General features: G+C 58.1%; 21 protein-coding genes. 9 read left to right on the forward strand and 12 right to left on the reverse strand.

Translation table 11 applies throughout. The annotated features are described in order from the left end of the window. Positions 1-332 precede the first annotated feature (332 nt). The 4 genes from ACYBHZ_RS18250 to ACYBHZ_RS18265 are packed head-to-tail and all read left to right on the forward strand — an operon-like array spanning position 333 to position 3,162. Positions 333-866 (forward strand): hypothetical protein, encoded by a 534-nt coding sequence (locus ACYBHZ_RS18250; protein WP_460275738.1) that lies wholly within the window; start codon positions 333-335, stop codon positions 864-866. A 20-nt stretch (positions 867-886) separates the two neighbouring features. Next, entirely contained in the window at positions 887-1,648 is a 762-nt protein-coding gene (locus ACYBHZ_RS18255; RefSeq protein ID WP_460275739.1) for an ATP-binding cassette domain-containing protein, read from the forward strand. Beyond that, positions 1,641-2,336: a methionine ABC transporter permease gene (locus ACYBHZ_RS18260; RefSeq protein WP_460275740.1), complete on the forward strand. Its 696-nt coding sequence runs from the start codon at positions 1,641-1,643 to the stop codon at positions 2,334-2,336. The genes ACYBHZ_RS18255 and ACYBHZ_RS18260 overlap by 8 nt, the downstream gene beginning before the upstream one ends. Position 2,337: 1 nt before the next feature. Next, the gene (locus ACYBHZ_RS18265; RefSeq protein WP_460275741.1) at positions 2,338-3,162 is read left to right on the forward strand and encodes a MetQ/NlpA family ABC transporter substrate-binding protein; all 825 of its coding nucleotides are present in this window, start codon (positions 2,338-2,340) and stop codon (positions 3,160-3,162) included. Between the two features lie 44 nt (positions 3,163-3,206). On the opposite strand, the gene ACYBHZ_RS18270 is transcribed toward ACYBHZ_RS18265, so the two are convergent. Beyond that, the gene (locus ACYBHZ_RS18270) at positions 3,207-4,259 is read right to left on the reverse strand and encodes a lipoate--protein ligase family protein (protein ID WP_460275742.1); all 1,053 of its coding nucleotides are present in this window, start codon (positions 4,257-4,259) and stop codon (positions 3,207-3,209) included. Between the two features lie 340 nt (positions 4,260-4,599). Here ACYBHZ_RS18270 and cysP point away from each other — a divergent pair, with 340 nt between their 5' ends. From cysP to ACYBHZ_RS18290, 4 genes are all read left to right on the forward strand, one after another. Then, positions 4,600-5,637, forward strand: a complete 1,038-nt coding sequence (gene cysP, locus ACYBHZ_RS18275) for a thiosulfate ABC transporter substrate-binding protein CysP (RefSeq protein WP_460275743.1) — start codon at positions 4,600-4,602, stop codon at positions 5,635-5,637. A gap of 71 nt (positions 5,638-5,708) precedes the next feature. Beyond that, positions 5,709-6,572, forward strand: a complete 864-nt coding sequence (gene cysT / locus ACYBHZ_RS18280; protein ID WP_460275744.1) for a sulfate ABC transporter permease subunit CysT — start codon at positions 5,709-5,711, stop codon at positions 6,570-6,572. Positions 6,573-6,575: 3 nt separating this feature from the next. Next, a complete protein-coding gene (cysW, locus tag ACYBHZ_RS18285; protein WP_460275745.1) occupies positions 6,576-7,376 on the forward strand; it encodes a sulfate ABC transporter permease subunit CysW in 801 nt (266 codons plus the stop codon). Beyond that, complete coding sequence (locus ACYBHZ_RS18290; protein ID WP_460275746.1) at positions 7,376-8,047, forward strand: ABC transporter ATP-binding protein; 672 nt, start codon at positions 7,376-7,378, stop codon at positions 8,045-8,047. Before cysW ends, ACYBHZ_RS18290 begins: the two co-directional genes overlap by 1 nt. Here ACYBHZ_RS18290 and ACYBHZ_RS18295 read toward each other — a convergent pair. The 9 genes from ACYBHZ_RS18295 to ACYBHZ_RS18335 form a co-directional block, all read right to left on the reverse strand. Further along, the gene (locus ACYBHZ_RS18295; RefSeq protein WP_460275747.1) at positions 8,030-8,644 is read right to left on the reverse strand and encodes an ABC transporter ATP-binding protein; all 615 of its coding nucleotides are present in this window, start codon (positions 8,642-8,644) and stop codon (positions 8,030-8,032) included. The genes ACYBHZ_RS18290 and ACYBHZ_RS18295 overlap by 18 nt on opposite strands. Beyond that, positions 8,641-9,381, reverse strand: coding sequence for an ABC transporter permease (locus ACYBHZ_RS18300; protein WP_460275748.1), 741 nt, complete (start codon positions 9,379-9,381; stop codon positions 8,641-8,643). The genes ACYBHZ_RS18295 and ACYBHZ_RS18300 overlap by 4 nt, the downstream gene beginning before the upstream one ends. Then, complete coding sequence (locus ACYBHZ_RS18305) at positions 9,378-10,319, reverse strand: ABC transporter substrate-binding protein (protein WP_460275749.1); 942 nt, start codon at positions 10,317-10,319, stop codon at positions 9,378-9,380. The genes ACYBHZ_RS18300 and ACYBHZ_RS18305 overlap by 4 nt, the downstream gene beginning before the upstream one ends. 11 nt (positions 10,320-10,330) lie before the next feature. Then, positions 10,331-11,353 (reverse strand): class I SAM-dependent methyltransferase, encoded by a 1,023-nt coding sequence (locus tag ACYBHZ_RS18310; RefSeq protein ID WP_460275750.1) that lies wholly within the window; start codon positions 11,351-11,353, stop codon positions 10,331-10,333. Continuing rightward, complete coding sequence (locus tag ACYBHZ_RS18315; protein WP_460275751.1) at positions 11,353-13,461, reverse strand: TonB-dependent receptor; 2,109 nt, start codon at positions 13,459-13,461, stop codon at positions 11,353-11,355. The genes ACYBHZ_RS18310 and ACYBHZ_RS18315 overlap by 1 nt, the downstream gene beginning before the upstream one ends. 105 nt (positions 13,462-13,566) lie before the next feature. After that, positions 13,567-14,472 carry a helix-turn-helix domain-containing protein gene (locus ACYBHZ_RS18320; RefSeq protein WP_460275752.1) on the reverse strand — a complete coding sequence of 302 codons (906 nt, stop codon included), beginning with the start codon at positions 14,470-14,472 and terminating at the stop codon, positions 13,567-13,569. A gap of 616 nt (positions 14,473-15,088) precedes the next feature. Further along, positions 15,089-15,682 carry an SMC-Scp complex subunit ScpB gene (gene scpB / locus ACYBHZ_RS18325; RefSeq protein WP_460275753.1) on the reverse strand — a complete coding sequence of 198 codons (594 nt, stop codon included), beginning with the start codon at positions 15,680-15,682 and terminating at the stop codon, positions 15,089-15,091. A gap of 2 nt (positions 15,683-15,684) precedes the next feature. Continuing rightward, positions 15,685-16,473 (reverse strand): DUF1403 family protein, encoded by a 789-nt coding sequence (locus ACYBHZ_RS18330; protein WP_460275754.1) that lies wholly within the window; start codon positions 16,471-16,473, stop codon positions 15,685-15,687. A gap of 37 nt (positions 16,474-16,510) precedes the next feature. After that, positions 16,511-17,110 carry a recombinase family protein gene (locus ACYBHZ_RS18335; protein ID WP_460275755.1) on the reverse strand — a complete coding sequence of 200 codons (600 nt, stop codon included), beginning with the start codon at positions 17,108-17,110 and terminating at the stop codon, positions 16,511-16,513. Positions 17,111-17,249: 139 nt separating this feature from the next. On the opposite strand from ACYBHZ_RS18335, the gene ACYBHZ_RS18340 reads away from it, so the two are divergent. Beyond that, positions 17,250-20,204, forward strand: coding sequence for a Tn3 family transposase (locus ACYBHZ_RS18340; RefSeq protein ID WP_460275756.1), 2,955 nt, complete (start codon positions 17,250-17,252; stop codon positions 20,202-20,204). 89 nt (positions 20,205-20,293) lie between these two features. Here ACYBHZ_RS18340 and ACYBHZ_RS18345 read toward each other — a convergent pair whose 3' ends face one another. Together ACYBHZ_RS18345 and ACYBHZ_RS18350 are read right to left on the reverse strand one after the other, a co-directional pair. Continuing rightward, positions 20,294-21,616, reverse strand: coding sequence for a branched-chain amino acid ABC transporter permease (locus ACYBHZ_RS18345; RefSeq protein WP_460275757.1), 1,323 nt, complete (start codon positions 21,614-21,616; stop codon positions 20,294-20,296). Continuing rightward, a complete protein-coding gene (locus ACYBHZ_RS18350; protein WP_460275758.1) occupies positions 21,613-22,626 on the reverse strand; it encodes a branched-chain amino acid ABC transporter permease in 1,014 nt (337 codons plus the stop codon). The genes ACYBHZ_RS18345 and ACYBHZ_RS18350 overlap by 4 nt, the downstream gene beginning before the upstream one ends. Position 22,627 lies beyond the last annotated feature (1 nt).

Raw genomic sequence — 22,627 nt, forward strand, 5'->3', positions numbered from 1 at the left:
GCACATGCGAAGGCATGGCGCATGGTGGGCAAGATATTCATGTTTTCCAGCCCGGGCATATTCGCGCCGCTCTTGTCGAGAACGACCTTCTCGGGCCAGTCGTTGTTGGGGATCGTGCGGGGCTGAATGTCAGACGGATCTTTGCGGAAGAGGCCACCCAAGAGGGACACGGGCTCTTCCCGGAGGCCCGTGTGTCGCCCCTTTGGCAAGCATTGATCTGCCCCCGCGTCCTGAGCTAAGACAGGCGGACACCAAGCACAGGGCATCGCCAGGTTTTGACACGGTCACATTGGACAGAAGACTGTTCAAGACCCCCTAAAAATGGATCCCCCATGACGGAACCGGAGATGTTGCAGAACACCATGCCCCGACCAGATCCTGCTTCGAGCGCTCTCATGCCGCTTGGGCTGATCGGCTGTGACGCCTTCGAACAGGCGCTTTTGCCGCTGATGCGCGAGGTCATGGAAACCTGTCGCGACCCCGATCATCACACGTGGAACAGGGCCTATCATGTGGCGGCCGAGCGTTGGGGAACACGTACGGGGCTGCCGCTGGCCTATGGGTTGGCACAGATCGTACAGGCGCTGACACGCGTGCGCGGGACGCAGCTTGAGATTTGTGACACGGCGGATCGGGTGCGGGCCGATGTGGTGACACGCGATGAGCGGTTGCTTTTGCTGTTGCTCCATCAACTTCGGCGCAACCATATCGCGGCGGGACAGGATTTTTTGCTGGACCTGACGGATGGCGAGTTTGATGCGGAGTTGATGGAGCTTGCGTTGGCCTTTGGGCGTCGGCATTCCTGCGGTGCGGCGCGCGAGGTGCGCTTTGACGGGGGGACAGGCCCGCATTTGCGGCCGGTTTGAAACAGTATGGAAGTCAACCTGTGACAGTTCATGCGCCCTCTTCGGTGATCAAGGTCGAGAACCTCGGCAAGTCTTTTCAAAGCGGGCATTTGCACGCATTGGAACAGATCAGCTTCGCGGTGGCCCCGCACGAAATCTTTGGCATCATTGGGCGAAGCGGCGCGGGCAAGACCACGCTTTTGCGGATTTTGAGTCTGCAGATGACGCCCGATGCGGGGCGGTTTTATTTTGACGCAACCGAGATCGGACCAGAGACCTCGCGCAGCATCCGGCGCGCGGTCACCACGCGCACGGCGACGGTGTTTCAAGGCTTCAGCCTTTTGTACAATCGCACGGTGCTGGACAATGTGGCTTTGCCACTCAAGCTGCGCGGCGTGGCGAAAAGCGCCCGAGAGGCACAGGCAGCGGAGATGCTTGACTTTGTCGGGCTGGCCGGAAAACTGGCGGACTATCCGATCACGCTTTCGGGTGGGGAGGCGCAAAGGGTCGCGATTGCCCGTGCGCTTGTGACCGATCCGGAGGTTTTGTTCCTCGATGAACCAACCTCGGCGCTGGATGCCGAGACCAGCCATGAGATTCTTGATCTCTTAAAGAAAATCCACGCGCGCTATCCCATGGCGATGGTGCTTGTGGCGCATTCCATGAATGTGGTTCGCTATATGTGTGACCGAGCTCTGCATCTCGACCAAGGCCGGGTCAGCCGCATCGGGACGATCCGCAACAGTGCCCGTTTTGAGGTGGACACTGTGGAGACACTTTGGGAAGGGACAGGCCATGATTAACGGTCTCTTCGAGACATTTTTCGAGACATGGGCACGGTTTGGCTCGGAGATCACCACAGGCTTTGTCGAGACCCTCTATATGGTGGGCGTCTCCTTTGGTCTGGCGGCGATTTTCGGCACGGGGGCGGGAATTTTGTTATCGCTTTGCCGACGCGGAGGCGTCTGGGAGAGCCCGCTTTTTGCGACCCCCGTTGGTCTTCTGGTCAATCTCGTGCGCTCCGTGCCGTTCATCCTGTTCCTCATCATCATGGCACCGTTCGCCCGGTTTCTGGTGGGCACAGCCTATGGGATTTATGCCTCCATGGTGTCGCTTTCGATTGTCGGGATCGCGGTCGTGACCCGGCTCGTGGAACAGGCGATCGCCGATATCAACCCGCAGCTTTTCCAGACAGCTCACGCGCTTTCGGCCAGCCGATGGCAATTGGTGACGCAGTTCGTGCTGGTAGAGGCGCGCGCGGCGCTGGTGCTTGGGTATACCTCCGCGATCATCAGCCTGATCGCCTATTCCACCGTGGTCGGCGTGATTGCCGGTGGTGGCCTTGGTTATCTCGCGTTACAGGAGGGGTTCTATATGTGGAACCAATCCTTGATGTGGGTCATCATTTTGCTGATGACGCTGCTTGTTCAATTGATCCAGCTGTCGGGCTCCGCCCTTGCCAGACGTCTCGATAAAAAAGGGAAAGCCTGACATGAATCCTCTCTCTCATCTCGCGGCGGGTCTGTTCGCCGCTTTGACCTTGACCACCCCGGCCCTTGCGCAGGACACCATCCGGCTTGGCGTGTCGTTTTATCCGTTCCATTCTGCCGATGAAACGCAGGCGGATCTGATCGACGTGATCACGCCCGAGCTTGCCGAGAAAGGCTATGCGATCGAGAAAACCGTGTTTCTGAATTATGCGGAGGCCAACCCGGCGCTGGCTCATGGAGAGATTGACGGCAATCTGATCCAGCATGAATTCTACATGGGGATTTTCAATGATCGTTCGGGGGCCGATCTGGTCATCGCCCAGCCGGTCTATCATGCGACCTTTGCGCTTTATTCCGGCCAATACAGCGACCTGTCAGAGATTGCTGCCGGCACAACGGTGTTCATTCCCAACGACGGGGTGAACACGGCGCGCGCGTTTTTGTTGCTCGAAAGTGCGAGGTTGATTGAACTGGCCGAGGGTGTGAGTTTTGAGGCCACAGAGGCGGATATCGCGGCAAATCCGCTTGATCTGATTTTCGTGCAAACGCCCCTGACGGCGACGGCCGGGGCCTATGACGAGGCGGGGCGTACGCTTGCCGTCATGTATCCGACATTCGCGCGCGCCCTTGCGCTTGAGGGCGATGCGGAACGGATCTTTATTGAGGAGCGCAATGCGCAGACGGATCGCTATGCGGTGAGCTATGCGGTCAATGCCAAGGATCTGGACGATGCGAAAACCCAAGCCGTGGCCGAGGCACTGCGTTCGGATGCGGTGGCGGATTTCCTGCGTGACACTTACGGCTGGGCCTCAACGCCTGCGCGGTAAGCTCAACGCTTAAAAAGCCGCCCCCAGAGGCGGCTTTTGAAACTTTATGGCAGCTTGTAAAGCCAATCTTCGGTGCCGTATTTCTCGGCCACAAGCGCCTCTGCTGCGGCATATTCGGCCTTGGTAACGTCATCATCACGCCCGCCATTGAGGCCCACAAAGGTGGATTTCATCGCCGCGATGACCGCGTCGCGCGACAGGCCACTTTGGGCGCGCACCGGGTCAACCCGTTTGCCCGCACTGGCCGTACCCTTGTCCGAAAGCTTCTCCCGCCCGATGCGCAGAACCTTCATCATCTTGTCCGCATCCATGTCATAGGCCATCGTCACATGGTGCAAGACCGTCGAGTTGTTGCCAAAGCGTTTCTGGGCGGCGCCGCCGATCTTGCCTTTGGGGCTCGAAATATCGTTGAGCGGCTTGTACACCGCGTCGATCCCGATTTCGTTCAAAGCTTTCAAAACCCAGTTATCAAGGAACGCATAACTGTCGGCAAAGCCCATATCGGCCACAAGTTCCACCGGCGCATAGAGCGAATAGGTGATCGCGCTGCCCGGCTCGACGAACATCGCACCGCCGCCGGTGGCACGGCGCACGATCTCGACGCCAAGCGCATTTGCCGCCTCCATATCCACTTCGTTGCGCACCGATTGGAAAGACCCGAGGATCACAGCGGGCCGTTCCCATGTCCAAAACCGCAAGGTGGGCGCACGCCGACCACTGTTGACCTCGCGCGCCAAAACCTCATCGAGCGCCACATGCATCGCGGGCGACAGGGGCGTCGAGTCGATGATATGCCACTCGAAATCCTGCCAGGTTTTTGCAACCCCAAGCGCGCGGCGCAGGGCAATGGCAACGCCTTCGGGAGAAAACCCAAACAGTTGTGCATGTTCAGGCAGCGCCGCGCGAATTTCTCCGGCGATCTCCTGAACCGAAGCCGTTGTGCGCAAGCCGATCAGCGCTTCGGTGAGTGCGACAAGCGCCTCTTCCGGTTCGAGGAAGAAATCCCCGGAAATCTGGACCGAGACGATCCGGTCCTCATGGGTTTCAACATCCGCGACGATCAACTTGCCGCCGGGAACCTTATATTCTCCGTGCATCAATACCTCATGGGTTTGTGTTTATGCCTTGAAAGACAATCTTGGCGGCAGCTGTGAGAGGTTTTAGGCGTTTCGCCTCAAAGGTGAAACCGCGATTTGTAAACAATACAGATGCGACACCTCATGGAGCCCCGTTGCGGCAATGCACTGTGATCACGCCTTATCACCCCCAAGCCACAAATCTCGCCAAAAGGCATTCCGACTTTCAGCGCTTAATGGAAAATAATTCCCTGTTTATTACAAATACATGAGATTAGTTCCTTAAACGGCGACGGACAGTTGCCAAATACAGAAATATATTCTTCAAAGCGGGGAATGATTTGTTGCTCAGGAGCCTGAAATGCCCTTTACGACCTTTTTCCGCACACGCTCCTTGCGAATGATCCCGCGCAGCCTAGCGACCGCCGCCATTGTTTCGGCCGGTTTCCTTAGCCCCGCTCATGCGCAAGATCGCGAAATTCTCAATGTGTCTTATGACATTGCCCGCGAACTTTATGCCGCCCTCAATCCGGTCTTTTCTGAGAACTGGGCTGAAGAGAGCGGCGAGGCCCTCACCATTCAGCAAAGCCACGCCGGCTCTTCGAAACAGGCGCGCGCGATTTTGCAGGGGCTCAAAGCCGATCTCGTCACCTTCAATCAGGTGCTCGACGTGCAAATCCTTGCTGACAATGGCTTTGTCGATGAGGACTGGCAGAGCGATCTGCCCAACAACGCCTCTCCCTATTATTCGCTTCCGGCGTTCCTCGTTCGTGGCGGCAACCCGAAAGGCATCGAAGATTGGGACGATCTGGCCCGTGACGATGTTTCCATCGTCTTCCCGAACCCGAAAACCTCCGGCAATGCGCGTTACACCTATCTGGCGGCCTATGCCTATGGCCTTGATAAATTCGGTGGCGATGAAGCGGCGACACAGGAGTTCGTCGGGAAAATCCTCAAGAACGTCGTCGTCTTCGACACCGGCGGACGCGGCGCAACGACCAGCTTTGTTGAACGCGGCCTTGGCGATGTGCTGATCACCTTCGAGGCAGAGGTGGAAAATATCCGTTCCGCAGAGGAAGAAGGCGCATATGAGCGCGTCGTTCCCGCCGTATCCTTGCTGGCGGAATTCCCCGTCGCCTTGGTGCGTAAAGTCGCAGAGGAGAAAGGCACGACGGATGTGGCCGAAGCCTATCTCAACTTCCTCTACAGCACCGAAGCACAAGAGATCATCGCATCTTTCAACAACCGCGTGCATGACCCGAAAGTGGTCGAAGCCACAAAGGATCAGTTCCCCGATGTGCGCCTGATCACCGTCGAAGATGTATTCGGCAGCTGGGCCGAAGCGCAGGAAACCCATTTTGGTGACGGCGGCACTCTGGATCAAATCTTTAAGAACTGACCCGCCCCGCATCTGAATCTTATGCCCTCGCGTCTCTTGGGATGCGGGGGCTGCATGTCAAAGGACCCTTCATGTCCATGTCTGGCCTCCTGCCCCGCCACAGGCAACGCGCTGCCCCGCATATCCTGCCCGGATTTTCCCTCTCGCTGGGAATTTCGGTGCTGTTTCTGTGCCTGATTGTCTTGCTGCCGATCAGTGGGCTTTTGTGGCAATTGGGAAAACTCGGCCCCTCAGATTATCTGCGCGTGATGCAGTCGGAGCGGGTGCTGTCCGCGCTGCGCGTGACCTTTACTGCGGCAGGGGTTGCAACATTGATCAACGGGGGCTTCGGCCTTGTGCTGGCATGGGTCCTGACACGTTACCGGTTTTGGGGTCGCGGTCTGATGGATGCGCTCGTCGATCTGCCCTTCGCTTTGCCGACCGCCGTCGCAGGGATCGCGCTTGTGGCGCTTTATGACCGCTCCGGCTGGATCGGCGGCGCTCTCGACAGCTTCGGACTTCAGATCGCTTACACCTGGTGGGGCATCGTCATCGCCATGGCGTTTACTTCGATCCCCTTCGCCGTGCGTGCCATTCAACCCGCAATCGAAGAGCTGGACCCCGATGAAGAGGCCGCCGCGCTCACTCTGGGGGCCAGCGCAGCGCAGCGGTTCTTTCGCGTCCTGTTGCGCCCGCTCTTGCCCTCGATCCTGACCGGTGTCGGCCTGTCCTTCGTGCGCTCTTTGGGCGAATTCGGCGCGGTCATCTTTATCGCCGGGAACCTGCCTTACAAGACGGAGATCGCCTCTCTTCTCATTCTCATCCGGCTCGATGAATTCGACTACCCGGCAGCGGCGGCTGTCGCCGGGACGCTGTTGGCCGTTTCATTGATCCTGTTGGTCGTCATCAATGTGGTGCAAAACCGATTGCAACGCTATTTGCGGACGGGAGGCTGATCCATGGCGCGCGTTCTTCTCATCCTCCTCGCCATCGCCTTTCTCGGCCTTATGGTCGTGATGCCGGTCATCGCGATTTTTCACCGCGCTTTTGCCGATGGGTTTGCGACCTACCTTGTGTCGATTACCGATGCGGAGACCATGGCGGCCATGCGCCTCACCGTTGTCGCCGCGCTTATCGTCGTGCCACTGAACATCGTCTTTGGTGTCGCAAGCGCATGGGCGATCGCACGTTATCGCTTTTTCGGACGGCGCGCGCTTTTGGTGCTGATCGAGCTGCCTTTTGCCGTCTCGCCCATCGTCGCAGGCCTTTGTTTCCTGTTGATCTACGGCGCATATGGTCCGGTCGGCGCGGCCCTTGCGCCCTATAACATCCAGTTGATGTTCAATCTTGTCGGCATCGTGCTTGTCTCTCTTTTCGTGACCTGCCCGTTTGTGATGCGTGAAATTCTGCCCGTGTTGATGGTCTCGGGCGAGGACGAAGAAAAAGCCGCACTGACCCTTGGCGCAAATGGATGGCAAATTTTCCGCCATGTGGTTCTGCCGAATATCTCCTGGGGGTTGGCTTATGGCACTGTCCTGACCATGGCGCGCGCCATGGGCGAATTCGGCGCGGTCAGCGTGGTTTCCGGCGCGATCCGGGGGGAAACAATGACCCTGCCTCTGCAAATTGAACTGCTTTACAACGACTATAATGCCACCGGCGCGTTTGCTGCGGCAACAGTTCTCGCGGGTCTGGCCCTTGTCACACTCGCGTTGCGCGGCGCACTGGACCGTTTCGGCCCGAAAAGGAGGGCGAATTGATGAGTTTCGAAGCTCACGACATCCACAAATCCTACAATGGAACAGAGGTGCTTAAAGGCGTGTCTCTCTCTGTGCAAAAGGGCGAATTCGTAGCACTTTTGGGGCCGTCAGGTTCGGGCAAGACAACTCTGCTCAATATCATCGCGGGGCTTGTTCATGCCGATCAGGGACATTTGAGCTTTGATGGTGAAGACATCACGCATCAGCCCTCTGGCGCGCGCCATTTCGGGATGGTGTTTCAAAACTACGCCCTGTTCCGGCATATGACCGTATCGGAAAACATCGGCTTTGGCCTAAAGGTCATGAAACGTGGCCCCCGCGCCGCTGAGATCCAAACCCGTGTGGATGAGCTTTTGGAGATGATCGAATTGCCCGATCTTGGCGGGCGCTACCCCGCGGAACTCTCTGGCGGGCAAAGGCAGCGTGTGGCCATGGCACGGGCCTTGGCGATCAAACCGCGACTTTTGCTGATGGACGAACCTTTTAGTGCGCTCGACGCGCAGGTTCGGGTATCGCTGCGCAGTGAAGTGCGCGCCCTGCAACGCCGTGCAGGCGTCGGCGCCATTATGGTGACCCATGACCAGTCCGAAGCCATGGCTCTCGCTGATCGTATCGCGACAATGGATCACGGGCGTATTGTCAGTTTTGAGACATCAAAGGACATCGGGTGAGATTTGACCTGAGCCTAGAGGACAAAGCTCCCGGCTTTTGAGGGGCGCAAGACAACGGGCGGGATCATGGCTTATCTCGATCAAGGTACAGATGCGGTTTTGACGGTAGGCCTCGACCATGCTCTTGGTGCGCATGAAGGTCTCCGTATCTAAGCCGCCAAGGGCCTCGTCGAGAAACAGGATATCGGGTTGGATCACCATTGCGCGCAAGAGCGCGATACGTTGCGCCTGTCCTTTCGACAATGTCGCGACGCGCGCTTCTGCATGGTCTTGCATGGACAGCGCCGCAAGCCCGTTCCGTATCACGCCAGACATGTCTTGCACCCCTTTGTGCAGAACAAGGCGTAGATTTTCGACAACGCTCAGTTGCCCGATCAACCGCGGCTCTGCAAAGGCAAAACCGGGACGTTGAAACCGTCGTGCAATACCTCCCGCATCGGGCGTCTCAAGCCCCGCCATCACCCGCATAAGTGAGGTCTTTCCTGCCCCGCTCGGCCCGATGATCCGCACGTTTTCCCCCGCTTTTATATGAAAGCTCTGGACATGGAACCGAGGCTTATCATGCCCTTGTTGTATGATGTCATGCGCTTCGATCATCTCCGGGCCTTTCCGGTGAGCTGGTTCACAATCGCCTCAATTCCAGCCAATAATCCTAGAATAATAAGAACAAGGGCAAAGAGCCGGTCGGTCTGCAAATAGCTTTGCGCGGTCATCACGGCCTGCCCAAGCCCTTCCGCCCCACTTAAAAGCTCGGTGAGCAAGGTAATGCGCAGCCCGTTGGCCACGCTCGTGCGAAAAGCGGGGCCGAGTGCGACCCAAAGCGCGGGCCAGACAATGTGGCGCAGGCGGCGCATGGCAGGGATTTTAAAGATTTGCGCCATCTCGGACAGCTGTGGATCGACCGCGTTTAACCCTTCGGTCGTCGCGATCTGAAACACCGGCATCAGCAAAAGCGTAATGCAGACAATCACCGTCACCGTGCCGCCATCAAACCAGAGGATGCATAAAATGGCGAGGATGGGGGCGGGCAGCCCCATCAGCATGACCCGATAGGGCGCAAGCACCGCCGAGATCAGGGCAAAGCGTTGACTGATGACCCCAAGAACACCGCCCAGAACCAGCGCCAGAAAAACTCCGGCCGCGCTCCGTAAAAGGCTTGGGGCCATGACCGCACGCCAAAACGCCCCATCCGCCAAAAGCCCCCAGAGCGCAGAGAGAACCCTGAGCGGTCCGGGTAGGATGGCGGGCAGGCTGTTCTCGGCCAGAACGCCCCAGATCAGCATCAGCGCCCCGACGCTGAGACTGCCGATCCCGAAGCGTGCTCCCGGGCTCATTTCACGCTTCCGGCGAAGAAATCCTCTGCCGGAAGCTGACCGCCTAAGGCATCGGGCGCGAGCGCGAAAATCTCGGCGTAAAATGCGGCGAGCGGCGCGGCCTCTTGCGGCAAAGGCAAAGAGACGGGACGAAGCCCGGCGTAAGCCGCCCCATCATTCGCGGGCACCTGCGGAAAACTGTCGCTGAGATACTGTCCCGCGCGCGACGGGTCATTGGAGACCCGCGCAAAGGCCGCCACATAGGCGCTTTGCACCTTGGCAAGCGTTTCTGCATCCAGCGCACCGTTCGCCGCCACAAGACCTGCGGGCGGGCAGTGTGTTAAGGTGGTTGCCTGCTGCCAGAGCACACAAAGATCGGCGCGGCGTTGCATTTCGGGCGCGCGGCTGAGCAAGGCGCTGGCCAGTGGTTCCGGCAAAAGCGCAAGATCTGCCTTGCCCGCGAGCAAAAGCTGCATCGCCGCCATGTAATCGCCCGTGTAAACCGGCGTGAACGCAGCTTGGTCCCGCGTGATCCGCTGCATCAGCAAATCCGGCAGATTGCCCTTGAAGGGCAGGGCGATCCTTTGATTGGCCAGCATGGCGGGATCGGTGATCTCATTGCCCTGGCCCAAAAGCCAAAGCGACCCACCCGACGCCGTGGCCGAAAGCGGATGAAGCGGAATGCCACGCGCATCGAAAAGTGCGGCCATCAAACTGGGCGCAACGGCGAGCTGCGGCGTCTCAGACATCAGACTTTTGCGCAGGGTCTCGGGTGTTTTCCACGGCGCAAAGGTGAAGGTAATGCCCTGATCGGCCAAAGGCTGGGTCTCGGCCATGTCGATCAGCGGTGTGCTTTCCCAGATTGGCGGACCTGAGAGCGCAATGGTTTCGGCCTTGAGCGGCCCGGACAAGGCACTCAAGGCGCAGAGCGAAAACAGAAGTCGCAGAAAATGTCTCATCGTATGTCCTTTCAAAGCGGGCGGCGCGCGACGTCAAGCTGCATCTCGCCAAAGGCGGTGAACAGCGGTTCAGAGCGGACGATCTGAAGACCCGCATGTCGCATGGCCGCAGGAATGTCATCATCAGAAAAAGACACATCTCCCTGCCTCAAAGCGGGAAAAAGTCGACCAATGACATGTTCAGACGGTGCCGTGCGATCTTGACGAAGGGCTTCGTGCAGGCTCACCAGAATGCCCCCCGGAGCCAGCCGGTCCGCGAGTTTATCCACCAGATCCGGCAGGCCGTTTTGATGGAAATAAAGTGTCATCGAACACCAGATGATGTCGAATTTTCCCTCTGGCAGAGCCGCGTTGTAATTGCCCGCGATGATTTCGACAGGCAGGTCTGCCGCCTCTCTGCGCATGCGCTGCGCCATCGGTGAAAGATCAAAAAGCGTGATGTCGAGATCAGGGCGTCGCGCAAGAAGACGTCGCGCCAAGGTGGCACTGCCGGGGCCGATGTCGAGAAAACGCCGCGCTTCATCGAAACCTTCAAGCCCGGTGAGCGTCTTCAGCATCACGTCACAGGCGACAGCTTTGTGAAACTGTTGCAGCGAGCCATAGGTGGCATCCCAATGCCGGTCATCGAACAGAGGCCGCTGGGGCTGCGGGCGTTTCGGGCGCAGATAATCGTCAATGTCCTTCAAACCATCGTGACGCAGGTCCGCCATGGCACGCAGCGTCACGATCATACTCTGATCACTGTCCGCAAGGACATAGGGGCGAATGTCGGCCGGGACGTGAAAGCGATGCGCGTCCCCCTCAAGAAACCCGGCCGCCACCAGCGCACGCAAGATGATCCGGCATTGCTCCGGGTCATAGCCGCGCGCCGAGGCAATCTCATCGGCGGAGGCACCTTCGGCACAGAGATCGAAAATCCCATGCCCCAGCGCCCAGTCAAGAAGCGCAAAGCGCAAAGGGCCCTCAAGCGTTGCAAGCAATCTCCCCGCGCCGTATTCGCGCGGGGAAACGTGAAGATTGGGTTCGCTGGACATCACCACTCCGTCGTAAAGCTGAGGCCAAAGGTGCGAGGGGCTCCGTCCTCGACCACCGTGCCGCGTACCGTATTGGCGGCAACGGCGTAATAGTCGGCATCGAACAGGTTGGTGGCCCAAAGCGTCACTGTGCTCTGCCCCAATTTCCCCTGCCCAAGAGAGCGACTGATACTGGCGTTCACGATACGATAGCCATCCTGCTTGATCGTATTGGCTGCGTCGAAATAATAGTCGCCAGAACCATTCAGAGAGAGCGTGCCGGACCACGGCCCCGCGCCGTCATAGGCAAGCGCCAAACCATAGGTGACAGACGGCGCCATAGGCAGGTCGTTGCCGGAATAATCCACCGCACTCAGCCCCCCGGTGCTCATGTCATAAACCGTGGTTTCAAAAGAATTCGCCCGTGCCTTTTGCCAGCCTGCCGTCGCGTGCAATTTCCAACTTGCGCTCAGATCGGCGCGCAATTCCGCCTCAAGCCCATAACTTTCCGCCTCTGCCGCGTTGGAAATACGTTGCGATGCGCCCGGAATGGTTTCGGTGATTTGCTTGTCTTTGACCTTCGTATAGAAACCCGCCACGTTCAAAGAGGCACGTTCGGACAGGTGGTGTTTGACACCAATCTCCCCCGCCCAGCTATATTCCGCATCATAGCTCAGACTGTCTGCGTCGCTTGCAAAGCCGTAATTGTAGCCTGCGGGCATGTAACCGCGGGCGATGTTTGCATAAAGCGTGGTCTCTGGTGCCAGCGCATAGGAGGCGGTGAGTTTGGGCAGGGCGGTCAACCCCGTGTCATTTGCCTCATAGGTGCTGGACCCGGAGCTTGTCGTCAGGGTTTGCTCAGCCTCGCTGTCGATCCAGTCAAGGCGCAGCCCGGCTCCGAGGGTCAGCCTCTCAGCCACAAGATACTCCGCAGTGCCGTAGAGCGCGACGCCGGTCTGGTCGATTTCGGTGTGGCGATCCGTGGACATGGAGCCGAGGTTGAAATCCACATCCGTGTCTTGATGGAAGGCATAAATGCCGGCGGCCCATTTGAACTCATCGCTGCCCGTGGACGTAAAGCGGAGCTCCTGCGACAGCATCCGGTCCGACAGATCCATTTCGGTGACCCCAAGTGCCAGTTGCGAGCCATCGAAATCCAGATCGAACGCGCGGTCGAATGTCGTGAACCCAGTGATCGAGGTCAGATCAAACCCATCGAAGGACTGGCGATAGGTGAGGGACGTCACGCTGCTGTCACGGGTCTCAGAGGAGGGATCGGAATAGCTTGACACATAACGGTCCGTCGCGAGTGCGCCGTCGATATAACGGAACTGTTCCTTGTTGAAATCCTCGTGCTCGATCACCGTGTTCAGGGTGAGATCGGCCCCGTTATCCAACATCCATGTGGCACCGACCACAGCATTCACGCGCGAAGTCTCGCCGCCATCGTCATCGCCAAGGGGATCGGAAATCACCCCGGTTGTGCCGGAGGTCTCAATCCCGAAGGTCAGCGCCGTCTCAGCATTGATCCAGTCAGAATAGAGGATCGACGCTGTGCCGCCCAAGGCATCGGCCCCGGCGTCCGCCCCCTCGATCCCGACACTGGCGCGCCAGCCGCCAAGCGCCCCCGGCGCGATGGTGTCAAAACTCAAAAGCCCCGCTTCCGCGGTGCGGCCCGCCGTCGTGCCTTGTGGTCCTTTCAAAAGTGTGACCTGCTCGGCGGCAAAGAAGTGCGGCACTTGCATCGTTCCCAATGGCAGGGAAACGCCATTGACCTGATACCCGATCGGGTCGGTGAGCGCATTGTCAAAGGCCGACATGCCACGCAGAACAAGCCGTTCTGCGGAATTCGCACTTTGGAACAGCACATTGCTGCTTTCGCTGGCAATGGCACCGAGGTCGGGCGATTTTGCCGCATCAAGCCCGTCCTGATCGAGAACGGTCACGGAGGTTGCTGCCTGATCCGCCGGTTCGTCCCAATAATTCGGGGACACGATGATCGGATCAAGCAGCATGACACTGTCATCTGCGGCAAAGGCAGGCGCGGTGTTCAGCGCCGAGAACAAAGCAATGACGGAACAACCCGTAAATCGGGCCATGTGCGCGGAGGCGCGTGTGAAGTGCAGCATATCCAAAACTCCTTTGGCGTCTCGGTGCCACAGCACGGGCATGCAAACTTATATCTGAGTAAAAAACTCTTTTATTTGCCGAAGGGGAATGTGCCCGGCACCTGATTAAAGGCGGGCGCGCCATTGCGTCGGGCTCAGCCCATTGGATTTGCGAAACGCGGTACTCAGATGAGCCGGGCTTGAGAAACCACATTCATAGGCAATCTGCGTCAGAGACAATGCAGTGGTTTTGATCAGGTGCTCGGCCTTCAAAATCCGCATCCGCCGCAGATCCTCGAAAACCGTTGTTCCGCAGACTTGCCTGAACGCGCGGGTGAGAGTGACATGGCTGACCCCGAGGCGGCCCGTTAGCATTTCCAGCGAGATCGACTCGCCCATGCGCTCGGTCATGAGCAAGCGGGCACGCGTGACCAACCGCCGGGGGTCGGAAGCTTTTGTGTGCTCATCTGTATCGATATCCTCAAGCGCATGGCCGATCAGTGACAGACACAGTCCTTCTTTCCGAATGAGCGCTGCTGGTGAAGACAAGCCATCAAACAGTGTTTCAGGGCTGACCTGAAGCGGAACGGAAAGCTTCAGGTGACGCAACATGCCCGGTTGTGGCAGGGCTGCGACGAGCGCCTCCCTCAATGTTGCAGGAAGCGAAGGCAGACGCAGGGAGAAAACCAGATTGGAACAGCCCGCACCCTTTTCAACGATGCGCTTTATCGCGGTCGCGCCGGGCCGGATGATCCAGCCTTGCCCGCGTGTGATCTCATAGCTTTCGTTTTCCCCAACCGGCTCAAGTCGCATCGCGCCCGACAGGTTGAAAGCCAAAAGCACCTGATCGGTCGGGCGGCGGATCTCATCACAATGCGACTGGTCATTTGCAAACCAGCTAAGAGCGACGGTCAGGCCGGGGGATACACACAGGACATCGATACGCGGAGAAGATGCTCGCCCCGGCAAAGTCACCAAGGTGCTTGCCCCGGCTTCACGTGGCCAGAAGCGTGTCGGATCAATCTGTGTCATGAGAGGCGTTTCGCAGTCTTAGCCTGTGATCTTCAATTCCTTAGTTATTCTGTCGGAAATAGCAATGATTTTATCCGGGAAACCGTCGTCGCCGGGGTCTGCCCCTTCCGCATCATGTGCGCGGTCTCGATCCTCGCGATGGTGGCTGGGGCCGAATTCGCAGGGCCATATTCTACCACCCAACGGTCACGAATGGCATGCTCGACAGCAATGCCGCATTCGGCCGATATTTCCTCTAAAGCGTTTCTACTAAAACCTGAATCAGGGTTTGAGCAGAAACGCGGAGCAACGTCCAAGCGGAGCGGCGTTTCGACTTTATGCGATAGATCAAGTTAAAGTCGAAACGCTTTAGGTCACGCTAAGGCACTACGTAAACTGTCTACAAAGTTTGACCTCGACCTTGCAGAAACGGCCCCGAGCTCAGGCAAAGCACTCTTCCCCAAAAAAAAGACCGAGCAAAGCTCGGCCTTAAGTCCAACAGGGAGGTAAAAAGCGACGCGAGTTTCCTCATGTCGCCGCTTACTCCGCCCTATTTATGAGCGATTTAAAAACTTTACAAGATGCGGAACCGTGCAGATTGAACATGCCCGCTATGCGTTAACGCACCAAAATCGCTTCAAGCCCCCTCCAGCCCCGCATCCTGCAACTGCTCACGATCCGGGAGGTCTTCGAGTGTCTCCAAGTCGAACGCGACGAGGAACGTCTCCGTCGTGACAAACGTATAGGGCGCACCACGTCGCGGGCTGCGCGGCCCTGTGCCGATGAGCTGACGATCATGCAAACGGCCGATCAGGTCGCGACTGATTTCCTTGCCAAAGATATCCTTCAACCCGTCGCGCGTGATCGGCTGGTGATAAGCCACTGCGGCGAGCACCGCGATGTCAAACTCGCTCAGGTCCTGGAGCTGGTTTCCGACATCCGCCGCCGCACGGATCGTCGACGCATAATGTGTCCGCGTGCGAAATATCCATCCCCCTCCGACCTTGGCGATCTCAAAGGCCCGCCCCTCAAGATCGGCGGAGAGATCGGCCACAAGAAGGTCAACCGATGCCCCCTGCCCCACGACCCGCGCAAGGTCTTCGCGCGGCACGGGGGTGGCACTGGCAAAGAGCACGGCTTCGACCCGATGCATCCACTCGCGCCACCGCAGCTCAGGCGGCAGGTCGGGCAACTCGCGGTCGAGCTCTGGTTCCGAGCGATCCTTCGTCATGCTCACACTCCATATAGCCGGAACGTGTCACGTCCGGTGAGTTCGCGCACCGCACCCAACTCGACCAATCGGTCACAGAGCCGCCGCGCCGCCCGATCCGGCAGCGGCAGCGCCGAAGGGGCCACCGCATCCCGGCTCAGGAACATCGCGACCGCCTCCCCTGCCCCCTTGGCCCGGAGTTTTGGCGCGACCGCCGAGAGATGCGCGGCTTTGCGGGAGAGATCAGCGGCAAGTGTCAGCACCTCAGGCACCGCAGAAAGCACCGCGCGATGGCAGGCCTCGACCAGCGTCTCGCCCTGCAATTTAATGTCTGACCGCTTCAACCCGAGCGTGAGCAACGGCAACAGATGCGTCACCCCCATCCCTTGCGCCAAGGCCGCCTCCGCCATGATCAACGCCGCCGCGCGTGCGCGGGGACGTTCCGCCAAAACTGTCTCCAATACCGCCGCCGCCCGTCTGAGCGGCACCCCCTGCCCCGTATCGAGCCAAGCCGCCACATCTGCGAATTCGAACTCCTGTAACGTACCTTGCAGGACCTTCGGAGACATCGGACGTTCGACCGCCCCCCGCCATTGCAAATAAACCTCTCCCGCAGGACCGGGAAGGTCTCCCGGACGCAACAAATGGCAGGAGTCGCGCAACTCCCCTGCCCGCTCAAACCGTCCGGAGACAGCCACACAGGCCTCCGCCGCACGCAAAGCCAACCGATCCCGCAACAAAGCGTGGGGCACCTCCGGCTGCGTGGCCACAAGATGCAGATGTCCGAGGGCATAACCCGACAAAAAAGACACATCTTCAAAGGCCCCACCGGAAGGTTTGTGCGTAGGATTACTCTAAGGCAGAACTTTCCGCGAACATTTGCGCCGTGCTGTTGTTTCTGATGACCTTGTAAGCTGTTGATCTGCCTATGCCGAGGTGTTTTGCGGCTTGAGCGACGGATTTTCCGGCGCTGACGAGATCTTGGAGGGCTGAGATTGTCTCGGGTTGCAATGGTGGGCGCCCAGGGGTGCGGCCATGTTTTCGTGCGTTGATCAGGCCGTCTTTGGTGCGCTCAGAGATCAGGCGGCGCTCGAAATGCGCGATGGCCCCGAAGACGTGGAATACGAGTTCGCCAGCGGCTGATGTCGTGTCGATCCGTTCTTCAAGGCTGATCAGGTTGATCTCTCTGGCCTTGAGGTCATCGACGGTTTCCAGCAGTTCCTTGAGCGAGCGCCCCAATCGATCAAGGCGGATAACGGCGAGGGTGTCGTTGGGGCGAGCTTGATCAAGCAGTTCTGTTAGCCCTAGTCGGTTGAACGTCTTCCCGGAGATCACGTCCTCGAATACGCGAATAGCGCCGTGTTGTATCAGTCGATCTTTCTGAGCGGTCAAATCCTGGTCGGCTGTTGAGACCCTTGCGTATCCGAGGATGTCGCCGGTGCGTGGCATGGTGTCTCCAAAACGAACGGTTTAGGGACATCCGCCAAAGAGATGGGAGATTGTCCTTCCGGGTATCGATATCTGTCTATTTATTAGTCTTCATATTAAAGCGTGTCCAGAAAACTTCAACACCGTTTTGAGGACACCTATGCCCCGTCGTTCACTGCTTTCCGCCCGTTCCCGGGCAGACCTCTTCGATATCCCGACAGGCTCTGATGGCCTGATGCGCCATTACTTGCTGTCCCCTTCGGATCTGGAATTGATCTGCACGCGCCGCCGCGATGAAAATCGGTTCGGGCTGGCTGTCCATATCTCTCTGCTCCGCCACCCGGGCCAAGGATGGCGCGATGGGGTGGTATTACCTGCAGCTCTCTTGGATTTTCTTGGCGACCAGCTGCATCTCCCCGCTGCGCACCTTCTAAATTACGCCAGCCGTGGAGCGACACGCTCGGCGCATCAAGCTCTTGCGCTGCAGCATCTGGACCTGGTGCCATTCACCAACGAGCATATGGCAATGGCGGAGGATATCGCCACGACGGCGGCCTTCGCGACAGATCATGGTGTGAAGATTGTTGAGACGCTCGTTGCGGAGCTGCGTTGGCAGCATCTGGTGCTGCCGCCCGTGGATAGGCTTGAGCGCCTTGCCCTGAAGGGGCGTGCTCGCGCCCGGCGTGAAGCTGCCGCTGCGCTGTTTGATGTTCTCTCACCGGAGCAACGTGCCCAGTTACAGGCGCTCTTGGTGAACGATCCGTCTGTTGGGCAAACGCGTCTCACGTGGTTGCGTGGCTATCCGCATTCGACCAGTCCAGCCAGCATGACCGCGCTTCTGGATCGCTTGAACTATCTGCGATCGTTAGATTTGCCGCCAAACCTTGGGCATGGCCTCCACCCTGACCGGCTGCTCAAGTTCGCGCGCGAGGGCGCGGTGGCCCCTGTGAGCTTGCTGAACGATTTTGGCGAACGGCGACGGATCGCAACGCTCGCGGCGCAGATGGCGGATTTATCCATCACGATCACCGACGCGACCATCGCCATGTTCGAGCGACTGACCGGCCAGCTCTTCTCACGCTCCCGCAATCGCCAGGAGGAGGTCTGGCGCATTGGCAAGACCAAGGTTGGCAAACTGATGCAACTCTTCGGCGCGTCCATTGATGCCATGGCCCGCGCACAAGATCTGGGGCAAGATCCCTTTGCTGCGTTGGATGCGGATGTCGGGTGGGCAACTCTCTTGGGCAAGCGTGACGAAATCGCTGGCTTCGGAGAGCTGGCAACGAGTGACCCGCTCGCTCTGGCGGCTGAGCGCTACGCCTATATGCGCAAGTTTGCCCCTGCATTCCTTGAAGCTTTCGAGTTCAGCGCCACCGATGCGGGGGATGACCTCAAGGACGCAATCGCTTTGCTGCGCGACCAGAACCGCACCGGTAGACGCAAGTTGCCCGATGATCCGCCCATGCCCTTCGTGGCCAAGCATTGGCCGTCGCTGATCGTCCAGGATGGTAAGCCGCAACGGCGTGTGTACGAGACCGCCGTTGTGTCCACCTTGCGCGAGCGCCTGCGTGCCGGGGATGTCTGGGTCGACGGAAGCCGTGAATATCGCCGGTTCGACAGCTACCTGCAGCCACGGGACAAAGCCGAAATCATCATGCGGGATGCGGGCTTCGAAACCGACCCAGACGCATGGCTGTCTGACCGGCGGGCAACGATGGCGAAACGCTTTGACCAGGTAGAGCGCGCCCTGAAGCGCAATGGGCTCTCTGGTGTACGAATTGAACGTGGGCGGTTGAAAGTTACACCGCATGACGCGGTCACACCGCCCGCCGCTGTGCGCCTGGAACGGGCGATTGACGCCGTGATGCCCCGCATCCGCATCACGGAGTTGCTTTGGGAGGTAAACGCGCAGACCGGGTTCCTTGATGCCTTCACCGATCTGCGGTCTGGCAAGCAGCACGATGAACCTGCCGCCGTTCTGGCCACGATTCTGGCCGGGGCCACCAATCTCGGCTTGGAGCGGATGGCCCATGCTTCATCGCGCGTTAGCCATGCGCAGCTGACCTGGGCGCAGACATGGTATCTTCGGCCGGAGACATTCGCGGATGCCTTGGGTCGTATCGTCGACGCCCATCATAGCCTGCCTTTTGCGCAGCACTGGGGCGCGGCGGAGCAAAGCTCGTCGGATGGCCAGTTCTTTGCTGCCAATCGCGGCAGCGGGCTCATCAACGCGAAGTATGGTCCTGATCCAGGTCTGAAAATCTATTCCTTCCTGTCGGGCCAATACGGATCCTTCCATTCCAGTGTCATCGGGGCGACGGCAGGCGAAGCCCCTTTCGTGCTTGACGGCCTCCTGACAAACCCGGCCAGCTTCGACCCGCTCGTGCATTACACAGACACCGGCGGCGTGTCGGACCACGTCTTCGCCCTGTTCCATCTCTTGGGGATGACCTTTGCCCCGCGCCTGCGCGACTTTCCTGACCGGCGGTTGGCCTGCTTTGGAAGCACGAAGGCGTGGCCCACCCTGTCCTCCCTCATTGGGAGGCCAATCAACGAAGAGGTTATCCGGCAGCATTGGGGCGATATCATGCGGCTCGCGGCCAGCATCCGCGAGAAGTCTCTCAAACCGTCTGAAATCCTGCGCAAGCTTGGTGCGTACCGCCAGCAAAACCGACTATATCTCGCCCTGGGTGAAATCGGCCGGATCGAGCGCACACTCTTTATGCTCGACTGGATCGAGAACGCCGACCTTCGCATGGAATGCCACGCTGGCCTGAACAAAGGTGAAGCACGCCACTCATTGGCCAGGGCCGTCTTTGCCCACTCACAAGGGCGCATTCATGATCGCTCAGACGCGGCCCAACAAAAGCGAGCCATGGCGCTCAACCTCGTCATCGCCGCCATCACGTTCTGGAATACGATTTACATGGGCAAGGCCGCCAACTACGTCGCGCAGAACAGCCCCCTCTACGACGCCAAGCTGCTTCCGCATGCCTCGCCGCTCGGGTGGGAGCACGTCATCCTATCTGGCGACTTCGATTGGCATTCCGGGGCCGCTGACCGAAAAATTGCGCGACCGCTGAACATCAGACCAGCCAGAGACTGGGGAGCGTGAATATGTTCACGAAAAGTTCTCGCTTAGAGTAATCCTACGCACAAACCTTCCGATGGGCCGAAGTCTTTGTGAGCAACCGCTCTTCTCAATCAGCCGGACCGGGCACTTTTCTCCGGGATCATGCCATTGGGAGAAAATCGAAGCGCGAGAAGCAGAATTAGTCCCATGAGTGCAACGCGCATCTGTGCCGCATTTGACATCAAATGCTCCTTGAAAGGGCTAGTTTCAGGTAAGAAGGAGGTGAACACTCCAAGAGCAAAGGTACCGATAGGTTCGGCCTCTACCCACAACATCCAAATGACAAGACCACCCAGAATTGCCCCCCAATTGTTACCGGAACCTCCAACGATGACCATCACCCAAATCAAAAAGGTAAATCGCAGCGGCTGATAGGTTCCGGGTGTGAACTGCCCATCCAGCGTCACAAGCATCGCACCCGCGAGACCAACAATTGCAGACCCCAGTACAAAGACTTGTAAATGAAGGCGGGTAACATCTTTGCCCATTGCTCGCGCGGCTGTTTCGTTGTCGCGGACCGCACGCATCATTCGTCCCCATGGCGCACGCAAAGCTTTCTCTGCCAACCATGTCAAAACAAGAAGCACAGCGATGAACAATGTGCAAAAACTAAGACGGACGAGAATGTTGGCCAAGTCATCTGCTTCCACGCCAAAGAATTGGGACAGATAAACAACCCAATCCGCTCGGACAAGATCTACTTCGTAGGGAACTGGCCTCGGCAGTCCGGTAACATTTTTCACTCCGCGGGTTAGCCAATCTTCATTCTTGAGTATGGCAACGAGGATTTCGGCAATCCCGAGAGTCGCAATTGCCAAGTAGTCAGCCCGCAACCCCAAGGCAACCTTACCAATCAACCACGCAGCACCAGCAGCAATTAAGGCCCCGAAGATCCAGGCCAACATTATGGGAGCGCCCAGACCTCCGATGAAGCCAAGCATCGCGGGGTCAACTGCTTCGATTGCATCAACAGCAGCGAAAAAAAGTGGGCGCCCAAGGGCGTATGCCACAATACCAATGACAGAGATAACGCTGATCAATACCTTGGGATGCGCCCTGAGATATCGCTTTGCAAGGATGATGCACGCGACCGCTACCAACATCAACGCAGCAGCGGATGCAAGGTCCTTTCCCCCAGCCCGCCAGGCATCGGGCACCGGTTCTGCTGCAATCCAGACAGCTGTGGCCCCTCCAATTGCGGCAAATCCCATTGTTCCTACGTTCAGCAGTCCTGCATAGCCCCACTGAATGTTATTCCCCAATGCCATGATCGCCGAAATGACACCAAGAGTCAGAATTCCGAGCGCGACAGACAAACTCTGAATCATCGCGATTGTCAGAATTGCAAGCGCATAAGCGCAGAACAAAAGGTAAGGTGAACGAAGCGAAGTCATTTGGTTTTCTCCCGAAAAAGCCCAGTGGGGCGATAGAGAAGTACGAGCACGAGGATCACGAATGAAATCGCGAATTTGTAGTCAGTTGGTAGGAATTGAACCAAGCCCTCGGGAACCCAATCGTTTGGTAGCGTGTAGCCCAGAAATTTTGTGTAGGCGTAGGTGAGTGACACTTCTGAAAAAGCGATCAAAAAACCACCAGCCACTGCACCAAGAGGATTGCCCAGGCCACCAACGATTGCCGCAGCGAATATGGGCAACAATATTTGCTGGTAGACAAACGGTTTGTAGCTCTTGTCCAGACCGTACAGCGTCCCAGCTAGTGTCGCCAGAATTGCGGCAATTGCCCAAGTATACTTCACGATTTTCTCTGGGTTAATGCCAGAGAGCAGTGCGAGATCCTCGTTGTCGGAATATGCGCGCATCATTTTTCCTGTCTTGGTTTTGTCGAGGAACCAGAACAGCAGAAGTCCTGCGATTAGCGTCACCGATACGGTAATCGCCTGTGACGTTTTAATGGTCAAACCTTCGGACGTGCCCCACGTCTCCTTAAAGCTACGCGCTTTCAACAGAAAACGCGCACCGTCGCTGAACACTCGGTCGTCGGGACCAATGATAAAACGAATTATTCCAGCCATTAGAAACATGACGCCGATAGAAGTGATCATAAGGATTACGGGATCTGAGCGTTTTTCCCGATAGAACCGGTAAACACTCCGGTCCGTAAAGAGGGCGGCAAGAACGGTGCCCACCATGGCAAAAGGCAGTGCTACAAGAGCAGTCGGAACAGCGCCAAAGCTGATACCTGCGGCTTGGAAGGCCCATGTGACAAATATGGCCAGCATTGCTCCGAAGGACATCAGCTCGCCATGGGCAAAGTTTGAAAACCGCAGGATGGCAAACACCAATGTCACTCCAAGAGCGCCCAAGGCGAGTTGGCAGCCATAGGCAAGTCCCGGAACAAGCAGGTAGTTGGTAAGAAGCAATACAGCGTCAAGATAGCTTTGCATC

It is taken from the genome of Celeribacter sp. ULVN23_4 (genome assembly GCF_054788345.1).

What these genes read in the sequence shown, in the direction of transcription:
- ACYBHZ_RS18250 (WP_460275738.1), top strand. Translation starts at nt 333, where the DNA reads ATGACGGAACCGGAGATGTTGCAGAACACCATGCCCCGACCAGATCCT.
- ACYBHZ_RS18265 (WP_460275741.1), top strand. Translation starts at nt 2,338, where the DNA reads ATGAATCCTCTCTCTCATCTCGCGGCGGGTCTGTTCGCCGCTTTGACC.
- ACYBHZ_RS18305 (WP_460275749.1), bottom strand. Translation starts at nt 10,319, where the DNA reads ATGAGACATTTTCTGCGACTTCTGTTTTCGCTCTGCGCCTTGAGTGCC.
- ACYBHZ_RS18315 (WP_460275751.1), bottom strand. Translation starts at nt 13,461, where the DNA reads ATGCTGCACTTCACACGCGCCTCCGCGCACATGGCCCGATTTACGGGT.
- ACYBHZ_RS18290 (WP_460275746.1), top strand. Translation starts at nt 7,376, where the DNA reads ATGAGTTTCGAAGCTCACGACATCCACAAATCCTACAATGGAACAGAG.
- cysP (WP_460275743.1), top strand. Translation starts at nt 4,600, where the DNA reads ATGCCCTTTACGACCTTTTTCCGCACACGCTCCTTGCGAATGATCCCG.
- ACYBHZ_RS18300 (WP_460275748.1), bottom strand. Translation starts at nt 9,381, where the DNA reads ATGAGCCCGGGAGCACGCTTCGGGATCGGCAGTCTCAGCGTCGGGGCG.
- scpB (WP_460275753.1), bottom strand. Translation starts at nt 15,682, where the DNA reads ATGACGAAGGATCGCTCGGAACCAGAGCTCGACCGCGAGTTGCCCGAC.
- cysT (WP_460275744.1), top strand. Translation starts at nt 5,709, where the DNA reads ATGTCCATGTCTGGCCTCCTGCCCCGCCACAGGCAACGCGCTGCCCCG.
- ACYBHZ_RS18350 (WP_460275758.1), bottom strand. Translation starts at nt 22,626, where the DNA reads ATGCAAAGCTATCTTGACGCTGTATTGCTTCTTACCAACTACCTGCTT.
- ACYBHZ_RS18270 (WP_460275742.1), bottom strand. Translation starts at nt 4,259, where the DNA reads ATGCACGGAGAATATAAGGTTCCCGGCGGCAAGTTGATCGTCGCGGAT.
- ACYBHZ_RS18310 (WP_460275750.1), bottom strand. Translation starts at nt 11,353, where the DNA reads ATGTCCAGCGAACCCAATCTTCACGTTTCCCCGCGCGAATACGGCGCG.
- ACYBHZ_RS18320 (WP_460275752.1), bottom strand. Translation starts at nt 14,472, where the DNA reads ATGACACAGATTGATCCGACACGCTTCTGGCCACGTGAAGCCGGGGCA.
- ACYBHZ_RS18345 (WP_460275757.1), bottom strand. Translation starts at nt 21,616, where the DNA reads ATGACTTCGCTTCGTTCACCTTACCTTTTGTTCTGCGCTTATGCGCTT.
- ACYBHZ_RS18260 (WP_460275740.1), top strand. Translation starts at nt 1,641, where the DNA reads ATGATTAACGGTCTCTTCGAGACATTTTTCGAGACATGGGCACGGTTT.
- ACYBHZ_RS18335 (WP_460275755.1), bottom strand. Translation starts at nt 17,110, where the DNA reads ATGCCACGCACCGGCGACATCCTCGGATACGCAAGGGTCTCAACAGCC.
- ACYBHZ_RS18340 (WP_460275756.1), top strand. Translation starts at nt 17,250, where the DNA reads ATGCCCCGTCGTTCACTGCTTTCCGCCCGTTCCCGGGCAGACCTCTTC.
- cysW (WP_460275745.1), top strand. Translation starts at nt 6,576, where the DNA reads ATGGCGCGCGTTCTTCTCATCCTCCTCGCCATCGCCTTTCTCGGCCTT.
- ACYBHZ_RS18295 (WP_460275747.1), bottom strand. Translation starts at nt 8,644, where the DNA reads ATGATCGAAGCGCATGACATCATACAACAAGGGCATGATAAGCCTCGG.